The sequence below is a fragment of the Parabacteroides distasonis ATCC 8503 genome, from assembly GCF_000012845.1.
In the GTDB taxonomy this organism is placed as follows: domain Bacteria; phylum Bacteroidota; class Bacteroidia; order Bacteroidales; family Tannerellaceae; genus Parabacteroides; species Parabacteroides distasonis.
In genome coordinates, this window is the sequence record NC_009615.1 from 1 (window position 1) to 26,738 (window position 26,738).

A 26,738-nucleotide genomic window follows, 5' to 3' on the forward strand; every position below is an offset into this window, starting at 1 on the left:
ATGCAGACTGATTATCAAACATTGTGGAATAAGTGCCTTGCGGTCATAAAGGATATTGTGCCTAAGGCAGCTTTTGACACATGGTTCGTACCTATCGTTCCGTTATCATACGAAGACAAGAAGTTTACCATACAGGTGCCTAGTCAATTCTTCTATGAGTATCTGGAAGAGAAGTATGTTAATGTTTTGAAAGTTACATTGTATCGTGTAATCGGTCAAGGAACCATTCTTAACTACCGTATCATGGTGGATAAGACAACTGGTGGTACGGTTGATTATCCGGCGGAGAATGCTTCCACCGCTGTAAAGAAAGTTACTCCCAAGGACGCTAACAAGGCTCCGAATCCATTTATGACGACTGCTCCGCAGGATTTGGACCCTCAGTTGAACCCGAAGTATAATTTTGATAATTATTTCGAGGGTACGAGCAATAAGCTGGTTCGTACGGCGGGTGAGGCTGTTGCCCAGAATCCGGGAAAGACTACGTTTAACCCGTTGTTTATTTTTGGTCCGTCAGGAGTGGGTAAAACTCACTTATGCCATGCGATCGGAACCCGTATCCGGGAGTTGCATCCGGAAAAGAAAGTGTTATATGTATCTTCGCATTTGTTCCGGGTACAGTTTACAGATGCTATCCGTAAGAATACGACTAATGACTTCTTGAATTTCTATCAAAATATCGATGTGCTGCTGTTGGATGATATACAGGAGTTGATCGGTATGGATAAGACTCAAAATACATTCTTCCATATTTTCAACCACCTGCACCAGTTAGGTAAGCAGCTTATCTTGACTTCTGATAAACCTCCTGTGGATTTGCAAGGGATGGAAGAGCGCTTGATCACCCGTTTAAAATGGGGATTGACGGCTGAGTTGAGCCGTCCGGATCTGGATCTACGTAAAAAGATACTGAAGAATAAGATCAACCATGACGGAATCATGATTCCGGATGAGGTCTTTAACTTTATCGCTAATAATGTGACGGAGAATGTCCGTGACTTGGAAGGTATTCTCGTCTCTTTAATGGCTAATGCGGTTATCAATAATCGTGAGATCGATCTGCCGTTGACGAAACGTGTGGTTAGCCAAGCGGTTCGGTTGGAGAAGAAACAGATCTCCGTACAGATGATTCAGGAGATCGTTTGCAAGTATTTCAACTTGGAGCAATCGGTTATCCAGACTAATTCCCGTAAACGTGAGATCGTGCAAGCCCGTCAGATCACGATGTATTTGGCGAAGAAATATACGGACTCCTCTTTTTCCCATATTGGAAAGATCGTAGGAAAGAAAGACCATGCGACGGTCTTGCATGCTTGTAAGACGATCAAAGACCAGATTGAGACTAGTAAGTCTTTCCGGTCTTCCGTAGAGGAAATCGAGGTCTTGCTCAAGAACTAAATTAAGAATCCCTATATAGTAGGATAAGGACGTCTCTCTAAAGAGGCGTCCTTCTTTGTTTTGGAAGATCCGTATAAGTGTTAAGTTTTCTTTTTGGAAAACTATTTGATGCTTAGTTTTGTTTAAGTAGTTGAAAATGTGGAGTTGCAAGTTTTGTTTTGGAAAACTTTTCAATAAGTATTCTTTTTAACGTAGGGTAATTTGGATAACTGGTAAAGTATGCGTAAACTTGCAGTCGCAAAATAAATATAATAATTGTGGATCGTAAAACTTACACTTTTGACGAAGCGTTTAAGGCTTCATTGGATTACTTTACCGGTGACGAGCTCGCCGCTAAAGTATGGGTAAATAAATATGCCTTGAAGGATGCGTTTGGAAATATCTATGAGGAATCTCCGAATGATATGCATCATCGCTTGGCAAGTGAGATTGCCCGTGTGGAAAAAAAGTATCCGAATCCGTTGTCGGAACAAGAACTTTTCGACCTGTTTGATCATTTCCGCTACATCGTTCCGCAAGGAAGTCCGATGACGGGAATTGGCAATGATTATCAAATTGCCTCACTCTCTAATTGTTTTGTTATCGGATTGGACGGGCAAGCGGATTCGTATGGTGCGATTATTCGTATTGACGAAGAACAGGTACAATTAATGAAGCGCCGTGGTGGTGTAGGCCATGATCTTTCGCATATTCGCCCGAAAGGTTCTCCGGTTAAGAATTCTGCGTTGACTTCTACCGGGTTGGTTCCGTTTATGGAACGTTATTCGAATTCCACCCGTGAGGTGGCCCAAGATGGCCGTCGTGGAGCTTTGATGCTGAGCGTTTCTATTAAACATCCGGACTCGGAGGCGTTTATCGACGCTAAGATGACGGAAGGTAAGGTTACAGGTGCAAATGTATCTGTGAAGATTGATGATGATTTCATGAATGCCGCGGTTAATGGCGGTACCTATAAGCAACAATATCCAATTGATTCGGATTCTCCCGTTTATGTGAAGGATATCGATGCTTCTGGCTTATGGAAAAAAATTATTCATAACGCTTGGAAATCCGCTGAACCGGGTGTGCTATTCTGGGACACGATCTTACGTGAGTCTGTACCAGACTGCTATGCGGATCTGGGGTTCCGTACGGTTTCCACGAATCCTTGTGGCGAGATACCTCTTTGTCCGTATGATAGTTGCCGTTTGTTAGCGATCAATTTATATTCATATGTGGTAAATCCGTTCACTCCGGACGCTTATTTCGATTATGATTTGTTCAAGAAGCATGTAGGTTTGGCCCAGCGGATTATGGATGATATTATTGATTTGGAGTCGGAGAAGATCGAGATGATCTTGGCTAAGATCGACTCGGATCCGGAATCCATGGAGGTAAGACAAACAGAGCGTCATTTGTGGGAAAAGATCCAACGAAAGACTTTGCAAGGACGCCGTACAGGTGTGGGCATTACGGCGGAAGGCGATATGATTGCCGCTTTAGGTTTGCGTTATGGAACAGAAGAAGCAACCGATTGTGCGGAACTTATACAAAAGACATTAGCTTTGGCCGCTTATCGTTCATCCGTAATGTTGGCGAAAGAACGTGGTGCCTTTGAGATATTCGATGCGAAGCGTGAGGAAAAAAATCCGTTCATCAACCGTTTGCGTGAGGCTGATCCTGCTTTATATGAGGATATGTTGAAATACGGCCGTCGTAATATCGCTTGCTTAACAATCGCTCCGACAGGAACGACTAGCTTGATGACACAAACCACTTCCGGTATAGAGCCGGTATTCTTGCCGGTATATAAGCGCCGCCGCAAAGTAAACCCGAACGATTCCGAGGCTCGTGTGGATTTCGTGGATGAGACAGGCGACGCTTTCGAGGAGTATATCGTATTCCATCATAAGTTTGTAACGTGGATGCAAGCGAATGGTTATTCGGCAAGTAAGAAATATACACAAGAAGAAGTGGAGGAGCTAGTTGCTAAGTCTCCTTATTATAAAGCGACTTCCAATGATGTCGATTGGTTACAAAAAGTCCGTATGCAAGGACGCATTCAGAAATGGGTGGACCATTCTATCAGCGTAACGATCAATTTGCCGAACGATGTAAGTGAGGAGTTGGTAGATTCTTTGTATGTTGAGGCATGGAGATGCGGATGTAAAGGATGTACTGTTTATCGAGATGGTTCTCGTTCCGGTGTCTTGATTGCGACAGATAAAAAGAAGAAAAAAGAGGATTGCAACTGCATGCAACCACCGGTTATCGTATCTACCCGTCCTCGTGAATTGGATGCGGATGTGGTAAAATTCCAGAATAACCGTGAGAAATGGATCGCTTTCGTCGGCTTGTTGAATGGCCGTCCGTATGAGATCTTTACCGGTTTGGCCGATGATGACGAGGGTATCATGTTACCTAAAAACGTTTCTAAAGGTACGATCATCAAGAGCTATGATGAGGATGGTAATAAGCATTACGACTTCCAGTTCAAGAATAAACGCGGTTATAAAATGACAATCGAAGGCTTGGATGGCAAGTTTAATCCGGAATATTGGAACTATGCTAAATTGATTTCCGGTGTGCTCCGTTACGGAATGCCTATCGATCAGGTTATAAAACTGGTACAGGGTATGGAGTTGAATAGCGAGTCTATCAATACTTGGAAGAATGGCGTGGAACGGGCCTTGAAGAAATATTTACCGAACGGCATGGAAGCGAAAGGGCAGAAATGTCCGAACTGTGGGTTGGAGACCTTGATTTATCAAGAAGGTTGTTTGATCTGCACGAATTGCGGAGCCTCTAAATGCGGTTAAATAATTGACTAAATCTATATACCATGAAAGTCTCTTTTAATATAAACTTCCATACCGTTTGGGGACAGAAGTTATGTGTAGTGGGCTCCATACCGGAATTAGGCTCTTGGGAACCTGCTTTGGCTAAGGAGATGAATTACTCTGGGGATGGAAACTGGAAACTGGAACTGGATCTTCCACCCGATATAAAAGATATAGAATATAGATATTTCTTAAGTGTTAATGATAAGCAGATCTTTGAGGAGTGGGAGAAGAATCACCGGATTGTATTGGATGGACAATCTGATTCTTACATCCTTTATGATTATTGGCAAATCCGTCCGGATAATCTAGCCTTTTATTCTTCGGCTTTCACCAAAAGTTTATTCGCTCATCCCTGCAATACACATGAGAGGGTCGTTAGAAGTGGAAGAAAATTGGTGATAAAGATATCCGCTCCCCGGGTGGAAAAGAATCAGTGTGTAGCCATTACTGGAAATCAAGAATGCTTAGGTAACTGGCATCCGGACAAGGCTTTATTGCTGAGTTGCGATACTTTCCCGGAATGGCATATTGATTTAGACGCTGCGGAGATACGGTATCCTTTAGAATATAAATTTTTGGTTTGGGATAATGATTCCCGTCAACCTTTGTATTGGGAGAGTGATGAGAATCGTATTCTAAGTCTTGTTCCCCAGAAACAGGGTGAGACCGTTGTTATATCTGGTCTTTACTTCCGGGATAGCTTACCGTTATGGCGTTGTGCCGGCTCGGTTATCCCCGTCTTTTCCTTGCGCTCGGAAAAGAGCTTTGGAGTAGGTGATTTGGGAGATTTACACATGTTGGTGGATTGGGCTAGAAAGACGCACCAACGTATCATTCAAGTATTACCTATGAATGATACGACAATGACCCATACTTGGGTGGATTCCTATCCGTATAGCGCTATTTCTATTTATGCCCTTCATCCCATGTATGTGGATTTATCGGCTTTGGGGACCTTGAAAGATCCGGAGAGAGCAGCTTTTTATGCAGGGAAGCAAAAAGAATTAAACGCAAAAGATACGGTTGATTACGAGGAAGTACTGAAATATAAATTGGGTTATTGTCAAGAATATTTCGCAGGGGAGGGTAAGGCCGTATTAGATACGCCGGAGTTTAAAGAGTTCTTGGCGCAAAATGAGTCATGGTTGATGCCTTACGCTACTTATTGTTTCTTGCGGGAAAGTTATGGGACATCGGATTTCTCTCAATGGCAAGGTAATTCTACTTACAATAAGACACGTGTTCGCGCCCTATGCCGGGAAGATAGTGACGCATGGCCGGAGATCTCGTTCTCTTATTTCTTGCAATATGTATTGCACAACCAGTTCAAGTCGGTATCGGATTATGCCCGTAAGAATGGAGTTGTATTGAAAGGTGATTTACCCATTGGCGTGAGCCGCACTAGTGTAGAGGCTTGGACGGAACCGAAATATTTTAATATGAATGGTCAAGCGGGTGCTCCCCCCGATGACTTTTCCATGAACGGTCAGAACTGGCTGTTCCCGACTTATAACTGGGATGCGATGGAGAAAGATAATTTCTCTTGGTGGAAAAAACGCTTCGCTAAGTTAAGTGATTATTTCGATTGTTTCCGTATAGATCACATCTTGGGATTTTTCCGAATATGGGAGGTTCCTTGTGAATATGTGCAAGGGCTTTGTGGTCATTTCAATCCAGCGTTGCCGTTCTCGAGAGAAGAGATCGAGCAGTATGGATTGAATTTTAACGAATCTCGTTTCACGACCCCACATATCAATCGACAATTTTTATCGGAATTGTTTGAGGAAAATACAGAAGAGGTGATAGGTGCTTATTTGGCACAATCCTCCTCCCGGCATTATGTGTTAAAACCGTTCTGTGATACGCAAAGGAAGATTGAGGCGTTGTTTGCGGATAAGGCGGATCCAGTTTCCCTACGGATCAAGAATGGCCTGTTTACGATTGCGAATGAGGTATTATTTCTTCGTGATCCAAGAGAGACCGATAAGTTTCATCCCCGGATCTCGGCGAATCAATCCTATATCTATCGGGAATTGAGTGGTTCCGACCGTTATGCGTTCGATCAGTTATACTGGCATTTCTTCTATCATCGCCATAATGATTTTTGGAAGGCGCAAGCGTTTAAGCGTTTGACACCGTTGGTTGCGTCCACGGAGATGTTGGTTTGTGGAGAGGATCTCGGTATGATCCCCGCCTCTGTTCCCGAGGTTATGAATAAGTTGCAAATACTAAGCTTGGAGATTGAGCGTATGCCGAAGAGCCCACAGCGGGAATTTTCCGATATGTTCAATCTGCCTTATCATTCGGTTTGTACGACTTCTACACATGATATGACTCCTCTTCGTAATTGGTGGAAAGAAGATCCGGAGAAGACACAGCGTTATTACAACCATGTATTGCAACGGATCGGTGAGGCCCCGGATGAATGTACGGCTGAAATCGTTGCCCAGATTATTTCTAATCATTTGAAGACTCGTTCCATGCTGACGATTATTCCGTTGCAGGATTGGTTTGCTATGGATGATTCTATCAAGCGGAAGGATATAGAATCCGAGCGTATTAACGTTCCTGCGAATTCAACGCATTATTGGCGCTACCGGATGCATATTACGTTGGAACAGCTTTTGCAGGCTGATAACCTGAATAATAAGATCGTCTCGTTGATAAAAGAGGCTGGACGAAAATAAGAAAGACTAAGGGCCGTATCGAAAAGTGCGGCCCTCAGTCTATTTGTCCGCTTTCTTTTTCTCGGAACACATCGAGCAGGCTCCGTTGAACCGTGCGTTTGGTTCGATCTCTAGGGATTGGGTATATATATCTCCCTTGATAATTGCTGTTGATTTTAGAATAAGCTTTGCGCTTACTTTTACGGAGCCATCTACCTCACCGAGAATCTCAGCATTCTCGGATACGATATTGCCTGTTACGCTACCTTTGGGGCCGATAACGATCTTGCCGTTGCAACTGATGTCCCCTTCTACTTTTCCATCCAAGCGAAAGTCTGTCTCTGTGATAATATTACCCTTTATCGTTGTCCCCGCAGCCAAGGCGTTGTGTAATCCGCCTGCGGAATTTTCATCTTTTTGTTTTATTCCCATCATAATGTGTTGTTACTTGGTTGACAAATATAAGACTATTTTTTTGCAGGAAGGTTTACTTTCTATACATTTACAGATAAATTAAAAGATTATGACAACAAAGATTGAATTACGAAGGATGACATTCTATGCCTATCATGGCGTGGCACCCCAAGAGACCCGGGTTGGGAATACTTTTATCGTAGATTTGATACTGACAGCGCCGTTGGAGAATGCGGTATGGAGCGACGATTTAAGCGATACGATCAATTACGCCACAGTATATGAAACCGTGAAAGCAGAAATGGCTATCCCCTCGAGACTTCTTGAGCACGCGGCGGGGCGTATCTTGAAGGCTTTGAAAGAGAGATTTCCACAGATCACGGAGGTGGAACTTGTCTTGTCTAAATTAAATCCTCCGTTTGGCGGAGATATTCATAGTGCTTCGATAATTCTTAAAGAAAGCTTTCTTTCTGTTTAGAAACTTTTATTTACCTTCGCGTTTGTAAAGAAGTGATGCGATATACGATATACTAAAAGCACAAATACGATAACATTATGGCATTTACCAACAACGTAATGATTGTTCGTCACGGATTGCTGGCGAAGTTAGTAAAGCTCTGGAAAGAAAACCGTCTTCTAGAAGAAATAGATCGCTTACCGATCGAGTTGAGTCCCCGAAAATCGAAAGTGAGGGGCCGTTGCTGTGTACATAAGGAACGTGCCGTCTGGAAATACAAGACCTTGCCTTTGCTTGGTTTTGATATGCAGGACGAGGAAGATGAGTTGACACCGCTTTCAGAGTATGCGAAGCGTGCCTTGTTCCGCTCGGAGAATAAGAAGGAAAATATCATGTGTGTAGTGGATGAGGCGTGTTCCTCTTGTGTCTCCGTGAATTATGAGATCACGAATCTTTGCCGGGGTTGCGTGGCTCGTAGTTGTTATATGAACTGCCCGAAGGACGCTATCCGATTCAAGAAAAACGGTCAGGCCGAGATTGATCATGAAACTTGTATCAGCTGTGGTAAATGCCACCAAAGCTGTCCGTACCATGCCATCGTTTATATCCCGATCCCTTGCGAGGAAGTTTGTCCGGTTAAGGCGATCAGCAAGGACAAGTATGGGGTGGAGCATATCGACGAGTCTAAATGTATATATTGCGGTAAATGTGTGAATGCTTGTCCGTTCGGTGCTATCTTCGAGATCTCGCAAGTATTCGATATCTTGCAACGCTTGCGGAATAAGGAACAGATGGTAGCGATTGTCGCTCCGTCTATCTTAGCTCAGTTTAGCGCTCCGAAGGAAAAAGTGTATGGCGCTATCAAGTCCTTGGGATTCGAGGAAGTGGTTGAGGTGGCGCAAGGCGCTATGGAAACCACCCGTCATGAGGCGGAAGAATTGATCGAGAAATTGAAAGAAGGACAACCGTTCATGACCACTAGTTGCTGTCCGTCTTACGTGCAATTGGCCGAGAAACATATCCCGGATTTAAAGAAATACATCTCTTCTACTGGATCTCCGATGTATTATACGGCCCGTATCGTGAAGGAAAAATATCCGGATGCGAAGATCGTGTTTGTTGGCCCGTGCGTGGCGAAACGAAAAGAGGTGAAACTAGATCCGTGCGTGGATTTTACACTTACGTTTGAGGAAGTAGGTTCCGTATTGGAGGGATTGGGTATCAAGATCGAGGAGGCCCAGCCTTTCTCTGTATTATTTAACGCTGTCCGTGAGGCGCATGGCTTCGCCCAAAGTGGTGGTGTGATCAACGCCGTTAAGGTTTATTTGAAGGACGAGAACGTAAATGCCGTGCAGGTAGCCAACCTGACAAAGAAAAATGTGGCATTATTACGTGCTTATGCTAAAACCGGAAAGGCTCCCGCGCAGTTTATAGAAGTGATGGCTTGCGAGGGCGGTTGTGTGACCGGTCCTTGTACGCACGCCGATAAGACTGCCGGACAAAAGCAGCTTATTAAGGAGCTTACTAAATTCTAGACAAAATGATTAAAAAATTGGTTTTATTTGTCTCCTTGACGGGAGTTTTTCTATGTACCGCTTCTTGCGGACATAAAGAATTACCGTCAATGGGAGATTATTCCGTACAGGTATTTAATGATACCCACGTACGTTTCGCTCCGGATGTATATCCCGCCGCTTTTAACGCTCCGGGACCGGACAGTATCTATCATTTGGTGAATGGCCGTATTATCTTGAAGAAGGTAACATTGCCGGAATATAAGCGAAACGTTTCCGTCAAACTCCGGGTTACGGTAGCTTCGAATGGAGATCGCTGGGATAAATCCGGCTCTTGTTTTGTATTGCCAAATGCCTCGGGCATTAATTTGTTGAATATCGCTAAAGGGGAGAAGGAGTTTCCTGCGGTGGATAGCGTGAAACTGGAGAAGATGATCGGTATCATCCCCGGGACGGATTATCAACCTACCGTGGAATTGATGCGTTTCATGACTCCGTTCGGAGTAGGGCATTACAGTAGTCCCGAGGATAGCTTGACGAAACATCGTAAACCTGTGTATGTCGACCATTGGGAGGATAGCGTAAGCTGGGAGCAAGACATAACCGATTTGTATCCTCTTCTGGAAGGTGGCGCTTATGTTGGGATCTTTATCGATACATGGACACCGGAAGGATACGTCGCTAGCATGACGATCGATGTGGACGAGTCCGATCTGACTTGCGACGCTTTGCCGAAGAAACATGTAGAGCCGTTGATGAATACGGTTTATTATATCGGGCAGGAATATCCGGATATATTCGCCCGGAAGGACGTGTCATTGGATTTTGATATTCCTCAAGGCGCACGTGATGTCCGTCTGAAATATATCGTTACGGGACATGGCGGTCATTCCGGTGGTGATGAGTTCGTGGAGAAACAGAATATTGTATCTGTTGATGGAGTTCCTGTCTTGGATTTTGTTCCTTGGCGTACGGACTGCGCTTCTTTCCGTCGTTTTAATCCGGCTACCGGGGTTTGGTTGAGAAAGCGTCTGGCTGCCTATATCACCGAGAAGGGTTATTCGGAGAAAGAAGTAGAGGAACCCTTGGCGTCTTCGGATCTTTCCCGCTCTAATTGGTGTCCCGGATCGGACGTGATACCGGAAGAGGTGGAGCTGAAGGATATCCAACCCGGCCATCATACGCTGACGGTGAGTATTCCGGAAGCGGCAGAAGTGGATGGGAATAAGCTGAATCATTGGTTGGTCTCAGCCTATTTGGTCTGGGATGAGTAAATAATGTGATAATATGTTATGTACCAATGTGCCAATCATGCTCTCTTCAACTAATTGGCATATTGGCACATTAGCCAATTAAAAAATTATTGATATGGAAGACTTGTTACCTTTCGCCCTATTATGTTTCACTTCGTTTTTTACGTTGACCAATCCACTCGGTACGATGCCGGTTTTCTTGACCATGACCAATGGTATGAATGACCATGAGCGGAAAGCGATTGTCCGAAGGGCCACGATCGTGTCGTTCATCACCTTGATGGTTTTTACTTTCTCCGGTCAGTTCCTGTTTAAGTTCTTTGGTATCTCCTCGAACGGCTTTCGCATAGCTGGCGGCTTTATTATCTTCAAGATTGGGTTTGATATGCTTCAAGCACGCTACTCGAACGCGAAGTTGAAAGAGGAAGAGGTGAAAACCTATGCGGATGATATATCCATTACTCCTCTGGCAATCCCGATGTTGTGCGGTCCGGGAGCGATCGCCAACGCAATCATGCTTATGGATGACGCCTCGACACTCAGCTTAAAGGGTACGTTGATTGGTATTATCGCATTGGTTTATTTTATCACGTTCTTGATCTTACAAGCTTCTACCCGTTTGGTACGGATATTGGGAGAGACTGGAAATAACGTGATGATGCGTTTGATGGGATTGATACTGATGGTGATCGCCGTGGAATGTTTCGTAAGCGGATTGAAGCCTATCTTGATCGATATCTTGCGTGAGGCGATGGGCTAACAAATTACCAGACCAGCTTCTTTCTGCGATGGGCGCTAAATATTGGAATAACCTTTTTTATCCTCATCGCAATCGGAGATATTTGCTTTCCAGATAAGTAGCTCTGCTTGGAACGGGAGATACGATATGATATCATGGGTGTGTGTTGTTCCGTTTGAGATCGTGATCTTCTTGGATTTAGCATACAGGTTCATATCCTTCATTTTTTGCTGTCCTTCAGGTGTCGTATCATGAACTTCTTGTGTGAAATGAAGTCTGTTTATTTTTAACATGGCTAGGTGATCGATTAATTCTTTGAGATTATCCTTCGAGATGAGAGTGAAAGGTGTGTGTATTGCCACGGTCCGATTGCTGTATCGGGGGCCATCTAGTATGGTCATTCCCGGTACGTTCCATTGAATATCTCTACCTGAGTTGGGCTGTTTATTGCTGGAGGAAGCAGAAAACGTAAGGTTTGCGTTGCGTAAAAGAAACCTTTTTGTCCGGATGCTTTTATTAGAATACAAGAGGGGGCTATATTCAGTTTATAATGTTCGGCCGCTAGTTCTTTGTCTGTGCGGAATATGATATTGGCTCGTTTGTCTTGTATTTTTATTTCCGGGGTGAATCCGGCGGAAAGCGTGAACAGATCGGTCAACTCCCGAGCGATCATAGCCTGTTTTTCATTTTCTACACTGATGAGGGTTGCCTTGTTGAATGTGAAATCACCTTTGTCTGATACACTTTGCAAGGGGAAAGGAATGATCTCCGGTTTTTCGTCCGGAAGGAAACATTTTACAAGTATCATAACCAAAATAATAAAATATATACCCGTTGTACGTAACATAAGAATAATTTTTAATGATATGCTTTTTTGTTTAATTTTTCACTTGCTGCAAATCTATGCTTTAAGGATATTTTCTTGAGTCCAAAATCGTCCGTGAAAATTCAAAAAACGTTTTTTTATACTCTGCAAGCCTTATATTTCGGACGATTTAGTGTTTTTGCCGAACAATGGGTGATATACAACTATGCGAGTATTTTGGAAGTTTTTACAATTATATCTATTGCTGTTTTTAGTGTGTTTAACAGAGTCTCTTTATGCAGCTCCTAGGTATTATTTTAAACAAATCTCTTTGGAAAACGGATTATCGCAGTCTTCCGTAAAATGTGTGCTGGTAGATGAAAGAGGGGTTATGTGGATTGGTACCCGATTTGGGTTGAATCGTTTCGATAGGGAAAAGATTACCGTTTATCAGGAGGAGAGGGAGAATCCGCATTCTCTTCCTTATAATGATATAGTTTTTTTGGAGGAAGATGCGGAGGGAAATATTTGGGTAGGAACCTGTTGCGGATTGGCATATTTCGATCGTGGTACTTTCCGGAACCTGCTTTTGAGTCTTCTTCCGGTAATATTTATATTTCTGGAGTGGAAGGGCTGGTTAGGATACGGCCCGGCTATGACATTCATGAGGAAGAGGATTTTTCTGTGAGCATGATTAATTTGGCTTTAGATGGGTTACCGATTCATCCTGATGGTATATCCGGGGAACAGGCTATTTCCATTCCGTGGGATTATGTTTCCCTTGGGAGGGGTATAAATCAGGGGCGGATATCTATTTGGCGAAGCCGTTTGATATAGATTCCTTGTTGGTGATTCTGCGGAATATATTAAGACAACGAGACCTACTTCGTGTGCGTTATCGTGAGTCCGGTTGTCTATTCTCTCCAAAAGAGGATGCGACAAGCAATGCGGACGAACAATTCATGTGTAAATTGAATACGTTGCTTCGGGAGAACTTGAGTAATCCGGATTTGAATGTGCCTTTTATCGCCTCTGCGATGGCGATGAGTAGAACGACGCTTTATAGCAAGTTCAGTCATTTGTCGGATGTCTCGGTTGGTGATTATGTGATTCGGTTTCGTATGGTCGAGGCTTCTCGGTTGCTTTCATCTCATAAGGATATGAGTATTCAGGAAGTAGCGGACCGTGTCGGTTTTTCCAGCGCTCGTTATTTTAGTACGGCTTTTAAACAAAGCTATGGGGTCACTCCAACCGAATATCGTCGAAATAATTAAGTGTTAGTTGCAGACTATTCTTTTCATAAATTCAATCTTTTTAGCAGAATCTGATAGATATCTCCTATAAACAACTTTTTGGGTGAGTCATATGTTTTAAATAGCTCCTGAATGAGGACATTATGATAGATTTTCTATGATAATTATTATTGTCTACCTATTGACATTTCGGGTTGGCTAGTGTAAAATTGGCTTAAAAAAGTATGGCTACAATAAAAGTAAAGTTTCGTCCATCGACGGTGAGAGGCAAAGCGGGTGTTGTCTGCTACCAACTTTGTCACAGACAGGAGAATAGGCAAATAACTACCGATATGCGGATATTTCCTCATTGGTGGAATGGGGAGAAACGAGAGTTGGTTGTTACGCCTGACAATGAAAAAACTATTTTTTCTTATCAGAAACGAATAAATGCGGACTTAGTTGCGATCCGGAAAATCATTCGGGAATTAGATGCTGTAGGGGATGAATACACCTTATCCGATGTGATCAGGAGATTTCGATCTCCAAAAACTGAAACCGGAATGTTGGACTATTTGAGAAAAGAGATTGGACTCCTTCATGATAGCGGTCAATTCAGTACTTCCCGTAATTATTTACGAACATTGAACAGCTTCTCCTCTTTTTTAGAGAATTGTGATATACCTCTCACCGCATTAGACTCCGATACGGCTTGCAAATATGAGAAATGGCTATGGGGAAGGAGAGTGAGTAAGAATAGTAGCTCATTTTATATGAGAATCTTGCGTGCCGCTTATAATAAAGCTGTACAAGAGCAACTTGTGGAGCAAGCTTTTCCTTTTCATGAGGTATATACCGGGATCGCCAAGACATCGAAACGTGCCGTTAGTGAAAAGACCATTTTGAAGTTGCAGAGACTTGACCTGTCTTATTCATCGGCTTTGGCTCTCTCTCGGGATTTGTTTGTATTCAGCTATAGTACTCGAGGGATGGCGTTTGTGGATATGGCTTATTTGAAAAAAGAAAATATAGGTAAAGGGGTAATTACTTACTGTCGCCATAAGACCGGTCAAAACCTGACGTTGCGAATTGAACCTTGTATAGAGGCGATCTTGAGACGATATCTATCGGACTCTTCGAAAACTCCCTATGTATTTCCAATCATTACCGATGAAAATCCGGATCGGGCTTACTTGCAATACCAAACGGGATTGAATTACCATAATCAGAAATTAAAGCGATTGGGGAAGTTAATCGGTGAGACATTGCCTCTATCTTCATACACTCCCCGCCATAGTTGGGCTACCGCTGCACGCAATCATAATATCCCTGTTGCGGTTATCAGCGCAGGAATGGGACATACCTCCGAGAAGACAACTCTTATTTATTTGGACTCTTTGGATAACTCGTTGATAGACAATGCGAATAATGGAATTTTAAAAGACCTAAATTCTACTGTCTCTTGGTAAGAAATCTTAGAAATACGTCGCAAATGTAATTATAATCTGCAAAACAAAAAAATAAAGGGGGGATTTTTGGATATAAATTGTATCCTCTGTTGATGTAACTCGTTAACAAATAGCATATATAAATACGTTAATTGTTTTCTTCTCTATTATTCTTTGTCTGGTCTGGAAAATGAGAGTGTATACTTTTTTCGACAACAACCTTATCTTTTTTCGAGTATCAAATTGAGTAAACCGAGTAAAAAAGTAGTTTTTATATATTTTATGTATTTGATAATAAGATAAATAACTATTTGTACTGTTTCTTACCAAGAAACGGTAGAAATATAGGGTTAGGGTTTCCCATTCACTGTAGTCAGGAATGGTCCTCATTTCGGAATTTTATATAAAAATAGCCGGATTAACCTTGATTGCTGTATATCCTTTAATCAAAAAATAAGGAAATACAGGAATGGAAGGTATATCCTCTTTGTACATGAATAAAAACGGTATAATTCATTGAAAACAATAACACTTGACGGCAACCATTGGTTTGCGCTAAAAGTATTTTATAACAAAGTTTTTGAGATCGAGGAATCCCTCAAGAAGGATGATATCGATTGCTATTTCCCTTGTGAGGATGCGGTGGTCATGCGGAATGGAGTAAGAAAGATCATACGTAAACCAATTATCAGTTCAATCCTGTTCTTTCATTCTACGACGTTGCGTGCGATGGAGATACAGCGACAATTCACGGACAAGGTGATACTGTATACAAGAGATAAGGAATTGAAAAAGGTGCCACTTATCATTCCGGACCGGGAGATGAATATTTTCATGTTGGTCACGTCATCCGGCGAGAAAGGAATGGAATATTTGGGGGCTGACAGTACCAAGTTTTGTCGGGGAGAACGTGTGAGAGTGATTGACGGGAAATTCAAGGGGGCGGAAGGATATATCTGCCGGATCAAGAAAAACAGCCGTTTGGTTGTCGCCATTCAGGGGGTCTGTGCCGTAGCGACCTCCTATATCCCACAAAGCTTTATTCAAAAAATATGAGAACGATAATAGAGACCGGTCTTTTTTTATCGGGTGGTTTTTTGATATCCATTTTACAGGGATTGATACTTATCCCCAATATCTTGTTGATCTCCTATAAGAAACGATTGTTCGATCAGCCCGACGAGCGTAAGGTGCATTCCATACCTGTTCCCCGCTTGGGAGGTATCTCTTTCTTCCCGGCGATACTCGTGTCGCTCTGTTTGATAATCGGTCTGTTCCATTGCGTTGGGATTCCGATAGCTCGTTTGCTAACCGATCGAAGTTTGTTGGAGTTACTGTTTTGGGTCAGTGGTTGTATGCTACTTTATCTCATTGGTGTGGCAGATGATCTGGTGGGTGTCGGTTATCGTTACAAATTTGTTGTTCAGGTTTTTACGGCGATCCTATTGGTGTTGCCGGGGGCATGGATTAACTCGTTAGGCGGTTTGTTCGGAATTTATATGCTTCCTTCGTGGGTGGGTATTCCTTTGACGGTTTTGATAGTCGTTTATATAACCAACGCTATTAACCTGATTGACGGTATAGACGGCTTGGCTTCCGGCTTGAGTTGTATCGCGCTTACCGTATTGGCGGCTATCTGTATATCTAACGGATCTTATTTTTATGCATTGTTGGCGTTAGCTACATTAGGTATATTGATACCTTTCTGGTTCTATAACGTTTTTGGCAACGCTCAGCGTGGGCACAAACTTTTCATGGGGGATACAGGAAGCTTGACGATCGGTTATATCCTCAGCTTCTTGGTAATACAACTAAGTGTCGTACATTCAGATGGGGAGGTCCGGACAAACCCTTATATGGTTATAGCATTCTCGACGCTCCTGGTTCCTCTTCTTGATGTCTTCCGTGTGGTGTTGCATCGATTACGTAAAGGCAGGAATCCCTTCTTACCGGATAAGAATCACATCCATCATAAGTTGTTGCGGACTGGTATGCGTGTCCGTACGGTATTGGTGACGGTCCTGTTAATCTCCTTCTTTTTCATAGGGATGAATATCCTGCTGTCCCCGGTTTTAAATCTTACTTGGTTATTGGTACTAAATATGTTGTTGTGGGCATTGATACATCTTATCATCAACCGGTGCATCATCCTTTATCAGGAAAAAGAGTGGCATCAATGAAATCAAATCAATTAATTTTATATCATGAATAAGAGTTCTCGTTATTCACATGTGTTTTTCATACAATTGGTAGGGTTGTTATTTCTTTTAAGCGCCTGTTCCACTACGCACCAAACGAATTATTTTCAAGATCTTCACCCCGGAGAGAGTGAGCAGAAGGTCGTGTCTCCATTGACGGTCAAGATACGACCGGGCGATCAGATCTCTATTCTGGTGAATAGCCGAGATCCCCAACTGACCAACCTATTTAATTTGCCGATCCTGTCGCAGCAGGTCGGACAGGTATCGCAAGGTAGTGGATCAAGTCGTGGCTTGTCCGGCTATACGGTAGACGATCGGGGTGAGATTGATTTTCCTGTATTGGGAAAAATCCATGTGGCGGGGAAAAGCCGGTCTGAGATAGCGGCCTTTATCAAGGATGCGTTGATTACAGGGAATTACGTAAAAGATCCGGTGGTGACCGTTGAATTTATGAACCTTACAATATCGGTTCTGGGTGAGGTGAACAACCCGGGGCGTTTCAATATCGACCGGGATCAAATGACCTTGTTAGACGCTATCAGTATGGCGGGCGATTTGACGATTTATGGCAAACGGGATAAGGTAATGGTACTACGTGAGGAAAATGGAGCGCAACGAGTTTACGGCATAGACCTTTGCTCCGCCAGCCAGATGTATGCGTCTCCCGCCTATAACCTCCAGCAGAATGACGTGATTTATGTGGAGCCGAATACCGTGCGGGCACGTCAGTCCACTGTCAACGGAAACAATGTTCGTTCCACCTCCTTTTGGATATCGCTGGCTTCCTTGTTGACAACGATTAGCGTACTTGTATTCAAATAATAATTGATCATTCAATTCATTCATTAAAAAATTATGGCTCAAAATAACGTTAGAACGGGTCAACCGGAGGACTTCATGCGGATTCAGGACTTGTTTTACCTCTGTCTCTCCAAGTGGTATTGGTTTGTCATCTCTTTGGGGATAACGCTAAGTGTCGCTATTCTTTATGTATTGGTTACTCCTCCGGTTTATATGCGGTCGGCGGCTTTGTTGATCAAGGACGAGTCGAAGGGGCAATCTCTTTCCGGCGAGGTGGGAGGCTCTTTTTCCGATCTGGGGCTTTTTCAGGCGAACACCAATGTGAACAATGAGTTGATATCCTTGCAATCTCCTGCGATTATGCTGGATGTCGTGAATCGATTGCGTTTGGATGTTGCCTATCATACGGATGGGGCTTTTTATCGCAAAGTCCTTTATGGACAGGATCTTCCGGTCTCTGTTTCATTTGCGGATTTGCAAGATAATGAATCCGTGTCTTTTACCTTACGTTTGCTGGATGAGGAGAACGTGGAACTATCCGATTTCATTCGGGAGGGTGAGGAGCTTGAAGAGACCTCGGTCATGACCTGTAAGTTACGGGAGTTGGTTACGACTCCGGTGGGTAAACTGACGATAGATCCGACCCCTTATTTTCAAGGAGCGTTCGCTCAGCCGATTTATGTCTCGCGATCCGGTCTGTATGGCACGTTATCCGCCTATTCCGGTAATTTGAGCGTAGCGTTAAGCGACGAGAAATCAACGGTGATCAACCTCTCGATTAAGGATGTCAGTGTGCGGCGTGCGGAAGACATATTGAATACCTTGATATCCGTCTATAATGAGAATTGGGTAAAAGACAAGAACCAGATCGCCATCAGTACCTCCATGTTTATCAATGATCGTTTGGGTGTGATTGAGGGGGAGTTGGGGAGCGTGGATGAGAATATCTCTACTTATAAAAGCGAGAATCTGCTGCCGGATGTGCAAGCGGCCTCCAGTTTGTATCTGGCGCAATCCAGCGAGACCAATTCCCGCATCCTTACTTTGAACACTCAGTTATCCATGGCCCGTTATATCCGGAACTACTTGACGAACGCTTCCAGCAAGAACCAGTTGCTACCGGCTAACTCCGGTTTGGAAAGCACCAATATAGAACATCAGATATCAGAATACAATACGACGCAGTTGCAACGTAACAATTTAGTGGCGAACAGTAGCGAGCGAAATCCGTTGGTGATGGATCTGGATCATTCCTTGCAGGCCATGCGTACGGCTATCATCTCGTCCATTGATAATCTGGTAGTCACGCTTAATACGCAAATTAGTACTTTGCGACAAAGCGAGAAGCAAACCACGGCCCGTATCGCCGCTAATCCCTCGCAAGCGAAATACCTGTTATCAGTGGAACGTCAGCAAAAGGTAAAAGAGTCATTGTATTTATTCCTGTTGCAGAAACGTGAGGAGAATGAGTTGTCCCAAGCTTTTACGGCATATAATACACGGTTGATCACCCCGCCGACGGGAAATATGCTTCCTATAGCCCCGGTTAAGAAGAATATCTTATTGGTAGCTTTTGCGCTCGGCTTGTTAATACCGGTCGTGATCCTGTTTATGTTGGAGAATATGAATACGACTATTCGCGGGCGAAAAGATATAGAGCGATTGACCATTCCATTCGTTGGAGAGATACCTTTGTCATATCGGGCGAAAAAAGGCTTTTTCCGGCGTAAGAAAGAGGAAAAGGCCATAATCGTAGTCAAGGAAAAAAGCCGCAACGTAATCAATGAGGCATTCCGGGTAGTACGTACCAATTTAGAGTTCATGATGGGAAAAGACGCTCACTCAAAGGTTATCATGGTATCTTCCTTGAATCCCGGTAGCGGTAAGACCTTTATAACGATGAATCTCTCCACGAGTCTCGCCGTAAAAAGTAAAAAAGTTCTGGCGATAGATATGGACCTTCGTCGAGCATCCCTTAGCGATTATATCCATTCTCCAAAGTGTGGCATATCCGATTACCTAAGCGGACAGGTTCCGGATTATAGCTCTATTATCGTAAAGGGAGAAACTATCGCCGGTTTGGATGTGATTCCCGTAGGTACGATCCCCCCAAACCCTACGGAACTTTTATTCTCGGAACGTTTTGCCACATTGCTGGAACAGCTCCGTATGGAGTATGATTATATCTTTATCGATTGTCCGCCGGTCGAGATCGTGGCCGATGCTTCCATTATCAATAAGTACTCAGACTTGACCTTGTTTATCATCCGTGCGGGATTACTTGACCGAAACCTGTTAGTGGATGTCGAGAAGTTCCATACGGAACGTAAATACGGCAACATGTCTTTGATCTTAAATGGAACAGACGGAGGAGGTAACCGTTATGGCTACAAATATGGCTACCATTACGGCTACGCCGGATATACGAAAGAGGAATAAATAGGATGTGGTTTTTCAAAAAGCAGACCAGTCTTGTGGGAAGCGGTATTTTGGAGGGATTTACTGATTACCATTCACATATATTACCCGGGGTGGATGATGGTATACGGACGTTGGGTGAATCTTTGGATACGTTGGATTGTTTGGAGAAACTAGGAGTTAAATCTATTTGGCTTACTCCCCATGTCATGGAAGACATTCCCAACACGAGCGAGAAATTGAGAGAACGTTTCCAGCTTCTTCTTCAATATTATTCCGGAGGTATAGCTCTCCATTTAGCCGCGGAATACATGTTGGATAACTTATTTGAGGAGCGACTGGCCTCGGAAGACTTGTTGCCGATTGGCAAGGCTCAAAAACATTTGCTAGTGGAGACTTCCTATTTTAATCCTCCGATGGGATTAAATAATATTCTGCTTCGGATCAAGGCAAAAGGCTATATACCTGTACTGGCGCATCCCGAACGATATACCTATATGAATGAGAAAGATTATTGGCGATTGAAAGGTATGAACGTGAGGTTCCAATTGAATCTCCTTTCCTTGATCGGTGCATATGGTCCGGAGGTTCGAGGTAAGGCGGAGTGGCTACTGAAAAACGGCTATTATCAACTCTGTGGAACTGATATTCATAGCCTTACGCTTTGGAAAGAAAGTGTTATGAAGAAAAGAATATCGGGAAATGTCTCTCGAATGTTGCAAGGCATCATAGCGACACATTTCCCGGGATAGTTAATGGAACAAGTAACGATATTCATCGCACGAGAAGCAGGGACAAGCTTTCTTTACGCCGGGCAAGTCACGATGCCCCACGATAAACGCATGAGGAAAGAGCGTGTGGAGTTTCCACAGGAGTTCCCTCAATCGCTCCTTCTGTTCCGGGGTACGGGTATCGGCGGTTTTGCCGCTTTCATCCAATCCGCCTTCATAACAAATACCTATGCTGCAACGATTGAGTCCACGGACATGGGCACCTACTTCCAGCAGTCGGCGATGCTGTGTCACGATTCCACTCCTGCGGATATAGAAATGATAGCCGATGGTACGGAATCCCCGTACCTTATGGTCACGGTGAAGCTGTTCCACCGTATAGTCACGGTCACTTTGGGTAGCGGAGCAATGTATGACGATGAAGCGGACAGAGTCCGCCCCATTCATCATCAATCCGCTTTCCACTTGCGTCAGCAGGGTACGCTCGTTGAGCGTCTCTTCTCCGCCGACAATCATGGGAAATGTTTCTTGCGTCATTGTCACTAGAATTTAGAAGTGAGAAACACAGGAAGATACACCTAATGCCGTTAAGGCTGCGATAATAGCCTGTACGATAGCTTGGACTATTTTCTTCCAATCGATTTTACTTGAATTGCTCATGTCTGTTCAAATTTGAGGGTGAATAATGTATAGTTCTTGGAGATCAGATCTCGTCGGGACTTTCGGAGTCCCCTTCCTCGGGAGTTACGATAGGTACCCCACCCTTAAAGTCGATTCTCACCAAATTGGTTTTCTCGGGCAGGAGCGCATAACGGAACGTCCCGTTAAGGATCGTATACTCGGCGTTAAACGCTGGTCGGATACTTTTCACCAGCTTGGCTGTCACCTCCTTGGGTGTGCTTACGCTTTTCTCGGTGAGCAACTCGTTGTAGAAGATGCCCAATCCGTCCAGCTTGATCTTGTAACCAAGCGCCATGTGGGTTTGGCAGAAATAAGCGAGACGTTCGATGACCCCGATCACGTCGGCCGGTGTCAAGGCCGACTCTTGTGCGATCTGGGTAGCCACCTGCTTGGTAGTGATTGTACCATAATAATAAGCTTGAGCACTGTAAACAGTTTCTCCCTTACGAGGGCCAATGTTCAAATCGATTTTTCTAGCATAAAAAGGCTGTGCCATAATGTTAAAATTTTAATAGTGAATACTCTGTTATTTTTATCAATGTCATTGACTGATACAAAAGTAAGGAAGTCGAAAACCTCACTTTCCGATGCTTTCGGTTTCATTCCGGTTGTTTCGTTTAAGGCGTTTCCGAAGTGAATAACTAATGGCTTGTCAAGTGAATAACTAGCGGCTATACCTAGTGAATAACTAACGGCTTCAGTTCCCGCTTACGGTTCACCGAGATACTGTACGATGATGCCTGTCTGTTTAGGCGTAAACGTTTTGTTGTGAGGCTTATAGTACGCTTTTTTCAACTCGGTGATCAGGTCGGGGTTATGCTTCATCAGGTTACGGAGGTTTGCGATGGCAGATTCCTCGTTATTTGTATCAGGAAAATAGAGCTTCGCCAACTCCCTTTTGGAGTAGGGGCGGATGCGGAAATTCGGTTCGTTCATATAATAAAAAGTTTTTTTAATGAATACTTTAGATTGCTTTCTCATTCGAATGATATTGCGAAGCTACCGGAGCGAAGACATTAAACCATGAATAAATAAAAGCATTCGGTTATGATTCCGTGCCTATTCGGAAATCCGGGAAATAAATAAAGAAATGAGAGTTGAGGAAAAAAAGACATTTACCAATATACAATTGAGCGATGAAGAATGGTCTCTATACCGATATATCCCCAATGTGGAGAGATTAAAGTATTATGTCGGACGTATGAGAAACTGCATGAATATGGATCATGTGATGGATCACGTCGTGCTCCCCATGTTGCTGCATGAGCTGGAAGTCACCAAGGAAAATTCAGAGAAGAGAGACTTCTACACCCGATTACGCCCATTCATCAAGCACTTACGCGGCTCGTCCGGCACGACGCTGTTTGAGCGTATCACTCGATTGAACGAGATACTGAAAAGGGAGAAACGGTGCGGACAAACATTCGCCGGCATCCTTCAACAAATCAAGATAGAGCCCCCAAAGCTTGGCGAGGAAGCCTCCTGCATCATCGAACTGATCATAAGCTCCTCTCCCGAGAATGGTAATGTGATAAGCGTGAGCCCTATCCTTGTAGGAGTAGAGTATAGAAAGAAAGTCAACCAGAGCATCGGTAGGGAAATCGGCGTGAATGTATCTGGCCGATCTTTACAGGATCGTATATAATATAATTACAATTTTTAACAATAGGGAATGAAAGCATGTTTTATGGGCTTGGGTTATATTGGTTTGCCCACAGCCATTATCGCTGCCAAGCACGGCATTCAGATAACGGGAGTTGATATCAATCCCCATGTAGTGGAAATGACTAATGCGGGACATCTACACATCATTGAACCTGGTATGGAGAAAATGTTACAGGAAGTAGTGAAAACTGGCATGTTGAAGGCTTCGGTTACACCAGAAGTAAGTGATGCTTATTTTATGGTAGTTCCTACCCCTTTCAAGGGAAACCATGAACCTGATGTGAGTTACGTGGAAGCTGCTACTCATGCGGTATTGCCGTTGCTGAAAGAAGGGGATCTTTATGTAATAGAATCCACTTCACCCGTAGGAACCACAGAGGCCATGGCACGCATCATCTTTAATGAACGTCCGGAACTGGAAGGTAAGATTTATATTGCCTATTGTCCGGAGCGCGTATTACCCGGTAATGTGATTTATGAATTGGTACATAATGACCGTGTCATAGGCGGTTTAAATCCTGAATCTACCGATAAGGCCTTTGAGTTCTATTCCCAATTTGTACAAGGTACGCTTCACAAAACGAACTGTCGCACGGCAGAAATGTGCAAACTGACGGAGAACTCTAGTCGCGATGTACAAATTGCTTTTGCCAATGAGCTTTCGCTTATCTGCGACAAGGCGGGCATCAATGTTTGGGAGCTTGTCAATCTTGCCAACAAGCATCCGCGTGTGAATATCCTGCAACCCGGTTGCGGTGTTGGGGGACATTGCATTGCGGTGGATCCATACTTTATCACTGCTGATTTCCCTGCGGAAAGTAAGTTGATTAGTGATGCCCGTGAAATTAACAACTACAAGAGTTTCTGGTGTGCCGAGAAAGTGAAGAATGCCATGTTGGAGTTTGAATTGAAACATCATCGCAAACCTTGTGTCGCTATGATGGGACTTGCTTTCAAACCCAATATCGACGATTTGCGTGAAAGCCCGGCAAAATACATCACTACGAAAGTGATGCAGAGTTGCAATAATGCCGATATTTTGGTTGTGGAACCGAATATAAAAAAACACAATGTCTTTAAATTGACTGATTATAAAGAGGCTTATGACAAAGCAGATATCGTGGTGTTTTTGACGGCACACATTCCATTTAGAGAACTGGAATGGAGGGGCGATAAGGTGACATTGGATTTTTGTGGAGTGTTTAAGAAATAAGATGGAGAATTAAAATATGAATAAGATTTTGGTTACTGGAGGAGCCGGGTTTATTGGTTCTAATCTTTGTGAGCATTTGTTGGCTCACAACTATGAAGTGGTATGTTTAGACAATTTTGCCACCGGTAAGCCAGAGAATGTGTTCCCGCTTTTAGAACGCTATTCTGAAAAGTTTAAATTGATAGTCGGTGATATCCGGGTTTTGGCAGATTGTCGCAAAGCAGTGGAGGGTGTGGATTACGTTATGCACGAAGCCGCATTGGGAAGCGTACCTCGTTCTATCAAAGATCCGATTACTACGAACGACACCAATATATCCGGATTCTTGAATATGCTGGTAACCGCCCGAGATGCAGGTGTGAAACGATTTATATATGCTGCAAGTTCGTCTACTTATGGCGACAGCAAGTCACTACCGAAGGTCGAGGATGTGATAGGAAAGCCACTATCTCCTTATGCCATTACCAAGTATGTGAACGAACTCTATGCCGATGTGTTTGCCAAAACATACGGTATGGAATGCATCGGACTGCGCTATTTCAATGTGTTCGGGCGTCGTCAGGATCCGTTTGGCGCATACGCCGCTGTGATTCCATTGTTTGTGAAGAAACTGATGGCTCATGAAAGTCCGGTTATTAATGGTGATGGTGAATACAGCCGCGATTTCACTTATATAGACAATGTGGTTCAGATGAATATGCTGGCTATGACCACCAATAATAAGAATGCTGTAAATCAGATATATAACACAGCCTACGGTGAACGCACCACATTGAACCAACTTGTAGGCTATCTGAAAGAATTTTTGAGCGAGTTTGATTCTGAGATTATTCAAGTGGAAGTGATTCATGGTCCTAACCGTTTAGGAGATATACCCCATTCTCTGGCTTGTATTGACAAAGCCAAATCGTTATTGGGCTATAATCCGCAATACAGTATGCGCGAGGGGTTGAAAGAAGCTGTGAAATGGTATTGGAATAATTTGATATAAAAATGAAAAGTATTAAGATTTGTGTAGTCGGATTAGGATATGTAGGCTTACCGCTTGCCCGACTTTTTTCAACTAAATATCCTACTGTGGGATTTGATATGAATCAAGCTCGTGTGAATGCTTTGATGAAGGGGCATGATGCAACACTTGAAGTTGCTGATGACCTACTTCAGGATGCCATTAACAATCATGGGTTTAAATGTACAACAGATATTGAACAAATTCGCGACTGTAATTTCTACATCGTAGCAGTTCCAACTCCTGTGGATGAGAACAACAATCCGGATTTAACTCCACTTTATGGTGCAAGTACCACTGTTGGAAAGGTGATTTCCAAAGGAGATATTGTAGTCTATGAGTCTACTGTTTATCCCGGTGTTACAGAAGATGAGTGTATTCCAGTTGTGGAAAAAGTGTCCGGATTGAAGTATAATGAAGATTTCTTTGCAGGCTATAGCCCTGAACGTATAAATCCGGGAGATAAACTTCATACAGTTGAAAAAATCAAGAAAGTTACTTCTGGTTCCACAGTTGAAATCGGTAAGAAAGTGAATGAAGTTTATGCGTCCGTCATTACAGCTGGTACCCACCTTGCTTCAACTATCAAGGTGGCAGAAGCCGCTAAAGTTATCGAAAACTCGCAGCGTGATATAAACATCGCTTTTGTCAACGAACTTTCCAAAATTTTCACTAAGATGGGAATTGACACGCAGGATGTGCTTGAGGCAGCTTCCACAAAGTGGAATTTTCTTCCATTCAAGCCGGGACTTGTAGGCGGACATTGCATAGGTGTCGATCCTTATTATCTCGCTCGGTGTGCGCAGCGTCACGGATACAACCCTGAAATCATTCTTGCCGGTCGACGTATGAATGATGGCATGGGAGAATATGTAGCCAACGAAGTAGTGAAACTTATGTTGAAAAAAGGTATTCAGGTGTTGGGGGCAAACATCTTGATATTAGGTTTTACATTCAAGGAAAACTGTCCTGATGTGCGCAACACAAAGGTTATTGATATTTATAATGCTCTACGAGAGTATAATGTTAATATAACAATTTATGATCCATGGGCAAATCCGGCAATCGTAGAACACGAATATGGAATAAAAGTAACGAATCAACTTCCAATGAAAAAGTATGACACTGCAATTCTTGCCGTTGCTCACAAGGAATTTACGGAGTTAGATATATTGTCAATGCTTAACGACAATCATATAATTTATGATGTCAAAGGATTCCTTGACAAACAAATAGTGAATGGTCGATTGTAATTTAAATTAAATGCATTA

The 26,738-nt window shown here is 43.3% G+C and carries 26 protein-coding genes; 19 read left to right on the forward strand and 7 right to left on the reverse strand.

The window, feature by feature from the left end; all coding sequences use genetic code 11:
* From dnaA to BDI_RS00015, 3 genes are all read left to right on the forward strand, one after another.
* Entirely contained in the window at positions 1–1,398 is a 1,398-nt protein-coding gene (dnaA, locus tag BDI_RS00005) for a chromosomal replication initiator protein DnaA (protein ID WP_008774487.1), read from the forward strand.
* A 257-nt stretch (positions 1,399–1,655) separates the two neighbouring features.
* Entirely contained in the window at positions 1,656–4,196 is a 2,541-nt protein-coding gene (locus BDI_RS00010; protein WP_005855085.1) for an adenosylcobalamin-dependent ribonucleoside-diphosphate reductase, read from the forward strand.
* Positions 4,197–4,219: 23 nt separating this feature from the next.
* A complete protein-coding gene (locus tag BDI_RS00015; protein ID WP_011965851.1) occupies positions 4,220–6,907 on the forward strand; it encodes a 4-alpha-glucanotransferase in 2,688 nt (895 codons plus the stop codon).
* Positions 6,908–6,946: 39 nt separating this feature from the next.
* Here the strand turns inward: BDI_RS00015 and BDI_RS00020 are convergent, their stop codons facing one another.
* The gene (locus BDI_RS00020; RefSeq protein WP_005855088.1) at positions 6,947–7,318 is read right to left on the reverse strand and encodes a bactofilin family protein; all 372 of its coding nucleotides are present in this window, start codon (positions 7,316–7,318) and stop codon (positions 6,947–6,949) included.
* A gap of 91 nt (positions 7,319–7,409) precedes the next feature.
* Between BDI_RS00020 and folB the strand changes: the two genes are divergently transcribed.
* From folB to BDI_RS00040, 4 genes are all read left to right on the forward strand, one after another.
* Positions 7,410–7,778 carry a dihydroneopterin aldolase gene (gene folB, locus BDI_RS00025; protein WP_005855090.1) on the forward strand — a complete coding sequence of 123 codons (369 nt, stop codon included), beginning with the start codon at positions 7,410–7,412 and terminating at the stop codon, positions 7,776–7,778.
* A 77-nt stretch (positions 7,779–7,855) separates the two neighbouring features.
* Positions 7,856–9,292, forward strand: a complete 1,437-nt coding sequence (locus BDI_RS00030; RefSeq protein WP_011965852.1) for a monomeric [FeFe] hydrogenase — start codon at positions 7,856–7,858, stop codon at positions 9,290–9,292.
* Positions 9,293–9,297: 5 nt separating this feature from the next.
* The gene (locus BDI_RS00035; RefSeq protein WP_005855094.1) at positions 9,298–10,545 is read left to right on the forward strand and encodes a PNGase F N-terminal domain-containing protein; all 1,248 of its coding nucleotides are present in this window, start codon (positions 9,298–9,300) and stop codon (positions 10,543–10,545) included.
* A gap of 94 nt (positions 10,546–10,639) precedes the next feature.
* Entirely contained in the window at positions 10,640–11,284 is a 645-nt protein-coding gene (locus BDI_RS00040) for a MarC family protein (RefSeq protein WP_005855096.1), read from the forward strand.
* Between the two features lie 35 nt (positions 11,285–11,319).
* On the opposite strand, the gene BDI_RS00045 is transcribed toward BDI_RS00040, so the two are convergent.
* On the reverse strand, positions 11,320–11,556 hold the full coding sequence (locus BDI_RS00045) for a hypothetical protein (protein ID WP_022192094.1): 237 nt from the start codon (positions 11,554–11,556) through the stop codon (positions 11,320–11,322).
* A 104-nt stretch (positions 11,557–11,660) separates the two neighbouring features.
* The gene (locus BDI_RS00050; protein ID WP_011965854.1) at positions 11,661–12,071 is read right to left on the reverse strand and encodes a glycoside hydrolase family 20 zincin-like fold domain-containing protein; all 411 of its coding nucleotides are present in this window, start codon (positions 12,069–12,071) and stop codon (positions 11,661–11,663) included.
* A gap of 328 nt (positions 12,072–12,399) precedes the next feature.
* On the opposite strand from BDI_RS00050, the gene BDI_RS00055 reads away from it, so the two are divergent.
* From BDI_RS00055 to BDI_RS00090, 8 genes are all read left to right on the forward strand, one after another.
* Complete coding sequence (locus BDI_RS00055) at positions 12,400–12,756, forward strand: two-component regulator propeller domain-containing protein (protein ID WP_226766808.1); 357 nt, start codon at positions 12,400–12,402, stop codon at positions 12,754–12,756.
* A 76-nt stretch (positions 12,757–12,832) separates the two neighbouring features.
* Positions 12,833–13,342 (forward strand): helix-turn-helix domain-containing protein, encoded by a 510-nt coding sequence (locus BDI_RS00060; RefSeq protein WP_005855105.1) that lies wholly within the window; start codon positions 12,833–12,835, stop codon positions 13,340–13,342.
* Between the two features lie 203 nt (positions 13,343–13,545).
* Positions 13,546–14,769 (forward strand): tyrosine-type recombinase/integrase, encoded by a 1,224-nt coding sequence (locus BDI_RS00065; RefSeq protein WP_005855107.1) that lies wholly within the window; start codon positions 13,546–13,548, stop codon positions 14,767–14,769.
* A 495-nt stretch (positions 14,770–15,264) separates the two neighbouring features.
* Positions 15,265–15,804 carry a UpxY family transcription antiterminator gene (locus BDI_RS00070; protein WP_005855111.1) on the forward strand — a complete coding sequence of 180 codons (540 nt, stop codon included), beginning with the start codon at positions 15,265–15,267 and terminating at the stop codon, positions 15,802–15,804.
* The gene (locus BDI_RS00075) at positions 15,801–16,928 is read left to right on the forward strand and encodes an MraY family glycosyltransferase (RefSeq protein ID WP_005855113.1); all 1,128 of its coding nucleotides are present in this window, start codon (positions 15,801–15,803) and stop codon (positions 16,926–16,928) included. Before BDI_RS00070 ends, BDI_RS00075 begins: the two co-directional genes overlap by 4 nt.
* A 24-nt stretch (positions 16,929–16,952) precedes the next feature.
* Positions 16,953–17,771: a polysaccharide biosynthesis/export family protein gene (locus BDI_RS00080; RefSeq protein WP_005855116.1), complete on the forward strand. Its 819-nt coding sequence runs from the start codon at positions 16,953–16,955 to the stop codon at positions 17,769–17,771.
* Positions 17,772–17,804: 33 nt separating this feature from the next.
* The gene (locus tag BDI_RS00085; protein WP_011965857.1) at positions 17,805–20,189 is read left to right on the forward strand and encodes a GumC family protein; all 2,385 of its coding nucleotides are present in this window, start codon (positions 17,805–17,807) and stop codon (positions 20,187–20,189) included.
* 5 nt (positions 20,190–20,194) lie between these two features.
* Positions 20,195–20,920, forward strand: a complete 726-nt coding sequence (locus tag BDI_RS00090; protein WP_011965858.1) for a tyrosine-protein phosphatase — start codon at positions 20,195–20,197, stop codon at positions 20,918–20,920.
* Here BDI_RS00090 and BDI_RS00095 read toward each other — a convergent pair whose 3' ends face one another.
* The 4 genes from BDI_RS00095 to BDI_RS00105 all read right to left on the reverse strand — a co-directional run bounded on the left by BDI_RS00095 (position 20,921) and on the right by BDI_RS00105 (position 22,516).
* On the reverse strand, positions 20,921–21,436 hold the full coding sequence (locus tag BDI_RS00095) for an N-acetylmuramoyl-L-alanine amidase (RefSeq protein ID WP_011965859.1): 516 nt from the start codon (positions 21,434–21,436) through the stop codon (positions 20,921–20,923).
* Positions 21,437–21,448: 12 nt separating this feature from the next.
* Complete coding sequence (locus tag BDI_RS20825) at positions 21,449–21,559, reverse strand: smalltalk protein (RefSeq protein WP_151896172.1); 111 nt, start codon at positions 21,557–21,559, stop codon at positions 21,449–21,451.
* Between the two features lie 43 nt (positions 21,560–21,602).
* The gene (locus BDI_RS00100) at positions 21,603–22,076 is read right to left on the reverse strand and encodes an HU family DNA-binding protein (RefSeq protein ID WP_005855124.1); all 474 of its coding nucleotides are present in this window, start codon (positions 22,074–22,076) and stop codon (positions 21,603–21,605) included.
* A 212-nt stretch (positions 22,077–22,288) separates the two neighbouring features.
* Positions 22,289–22,516 carry a DUF4248 domain-containing protein gene (locus BDI_RS00105; protein WP_005855128.1) on the reverse strand — a complete coding sequence of 76 codons (228 nt, stop codon included), beginning with the start codon at positions 22,514–22,516 and terminating at the stop codon, positions 22,289–22,291.
* Positions 22,517–22,670: 154 nt separating this feature from the next.
* Between BDI_RS00105 and BDI_RS00110 the strand changes: the two genes are divergently transcribed.
* The 4 genes from BDI_RS00110 to BDI_RS00125 are packed head-to-tail and all read left to right on the forward strand — an operon-like array spanning position 22,671 to position 26,720.
* Positions 22,671–23,225, forward strand: a complete 555-nt coding sequence (locus tag BDI_RS00110) for a hypothetical protein (protein ID WP_011965861.1) — start codon at positions 22,671–22,673, stop codon at positions 23,223–23,225.
* Between the two features lie 27 nt (positions 23,226–23,252).
* Entirely contained in the window at positions 23,253–24,458 is a 1,206-nt protein-coding gene (wecC, locus tag BDI_RS00115; RefSeq protein WP_011965862.1) for a UDP-N-acetyl-D-mannosamine dehydrogenase, read from the forward strand.
* Positions 24,459–24,474: 16 nt separating this feature from the next.
* Positions 24,475–25,449, forward strand: coding sequence for an SDR family oxidoreductase (locus tag BDI_RS00120; protein ID WP_005855134.1), 975 nt, complete (start codon positions 24,475–24,477; stop codon positions 25,447–25,449).
* 2 nt (positions 25,450–25,451) lie between these two features.
* Positions 25,452–26,720, forward strand: coding sequence for a nucleotide sugar dehydrogenase (locus BDI_RS00125; RefSeq protein WP_011965863.1), 1,269 nt, complete (start codon positions 25,452–25,454; stop codon positions 26,718–26,720).
* Positions 26,721–26,738 lie beyond the last annotated feature (18 nt).

Excerpts from the sequence above, each read along its gene's own strand:
- dnaA (WP_008774487.1), top strand. The coding sequence starts at position 1 with ATGCAGACTGATTATCAAACATTGTGGAATAAGTGCCTTGCGGTCATA.
- BDI_RS00015 (WP_011965851.1), top strand. The coding sequence starts at position 4,220 with ATGAAAGTCTCTTTTAATATAAACTTCCATACCGTTTGGGGACAGAAG.
- BDI_RS00020 (WP_005855088.1), bottom strand. The coding sequence starts at position 7,318 with ATGGGAATAAAACAAAAAGATGAAAATTCCGCAGGCGGATTACACAAC.
- folB (WP_005855090.1), top strand. The coding sequence starts at position 7,410 with ATGACAACAAAGATTGAATTACGAAGGATGACATTCTATGCCTATCAT.
- BDI_RS00030 (WP_011965852.1), top strand. The coding sequence starts at position 7,856 with ATGGCATTTACCAACAACGTAATGATTGTTCGTCACGGATTGCTGGCG.
- BDI_RS00035 (WP_005855094.1), top strand. The coding sequence starts at position 9,298 with ATGATTAAAAAATTGGTTTTATTTGTCTCCTTGACGGGAGTTTTTCTA.
- BDI_RS00040 (WP_005855096.1), top strand. The coding sequence starts at position 10,640 with ATGGAAGACTTGTTACCTTTCGCCCTATTATGTTTCACTTCGTTTTTT.
- BDI_RS00045 (WP_022192094.1), bottom strand. The coding sequence starts at position 11,556 with ATGTTAAAAATAAACAGACTTCATTTCACACAAGAAGTTCATGATACG.
- BDI_RS00050 (WP_011965854.1), bottom strand. The coding sequence starts at position 12,071 with ATGATACTTGTAAAATGTTTCCTTCCGGACGAAAAACCGGAGATCATT.
- BDI_RS00065 (WP_005855107.1), top strand. The coding sequence starts at position 13,546 with ATGGCTACAATAAAAGTAAAGTTTCGTCCATCGACGGTGAGAGGCAAA.
- BDI_RS00075 (WP_005855113.1), top strand. The coding sequence starts at position 15,801 with ATGAGAACGATAATAGAGACCGGTCTTTTTTTATCGGGTGGTTTTTTG.
- BDI_RS00080 (WP_005855116.1), top strand. The coding sequence starts at position 16,953 with ATGAATAAGAGTTCTCGTTATTCACATGTGTTTTTCATACAATTGGTA.
- BDI_RS00085 (WP_011965857.1), top strand. The coding sequence starts at position 17,805 with ATGGCTCAAAATAACGTTAGAACGGGTCAACCGGAGGACTTCATGCGG.
- BDI_RS00090 (WP_011965858.1), top strand. The coding sequence starts at position 20,195 with ATGTGGTTTTTCAAAAAGCAGACCAGTCTTGTGGGAAGCGGTATTTTG.
- BDI_RS00095 (WP_011965859.1), bottom strand. The coding sequence starts at position 21,436 with ATGACGCAAGAAACATTTCCCATGATTGTCGGCGGAGAAGAGACGCTC.
- BDI_RS20825 (WP_151896172.1), bottom strand. The coding sequence starts at position 21,559 with ATGAGCAATTCAAGTAAAATCGATTGGAAGAAAATAGTCCAAGCTATC.
- BDI_RS00100 (WP_005855124.1), bottom strand. The coding sequence starts at position 22,076 with ATGGCACAGCCTTTTTATGCTAGAAAAATCGATTTGAACATTGGCCCT.
- BDI_RS00105 (WP_005855128.1), bottom strand. The coding sequence starts at position 22,516 with ATGAACGAACCGAATTTCCGCATCCGCCCCTACTCCAAAAGGGAGTTG.
- BDI_RS00110 (WP_011965861.1), top strand. The coding sequence starts at position 22,671 with ATGAGAGTTGAGGAAAAAAAGACATTTACCAATATACAATTGAGCGAT.
- wecC (WP_011965862.1), top strand. The coding sequence starts at position 23,253 with ATGAAAGCATGTTTTATGGGCTTGGGTTATATTGGTTTGCCCACAGCC.
- BDI_RS00120 (WP_005855134.1), top strand. The coding sequence starts at position 24,475 with ATGAATAAGATTTTGGTTACTGGAGGAGCCGGGTTTATTGGTTCTAAT.
- BDI_RS00125 (WP_011965863.1), top strand. The coding sequence starts at position 25,452 with ATGAAAAGTATTAAGATTTGTGTAGTCGGATTAGGATATGTAGGCTTA.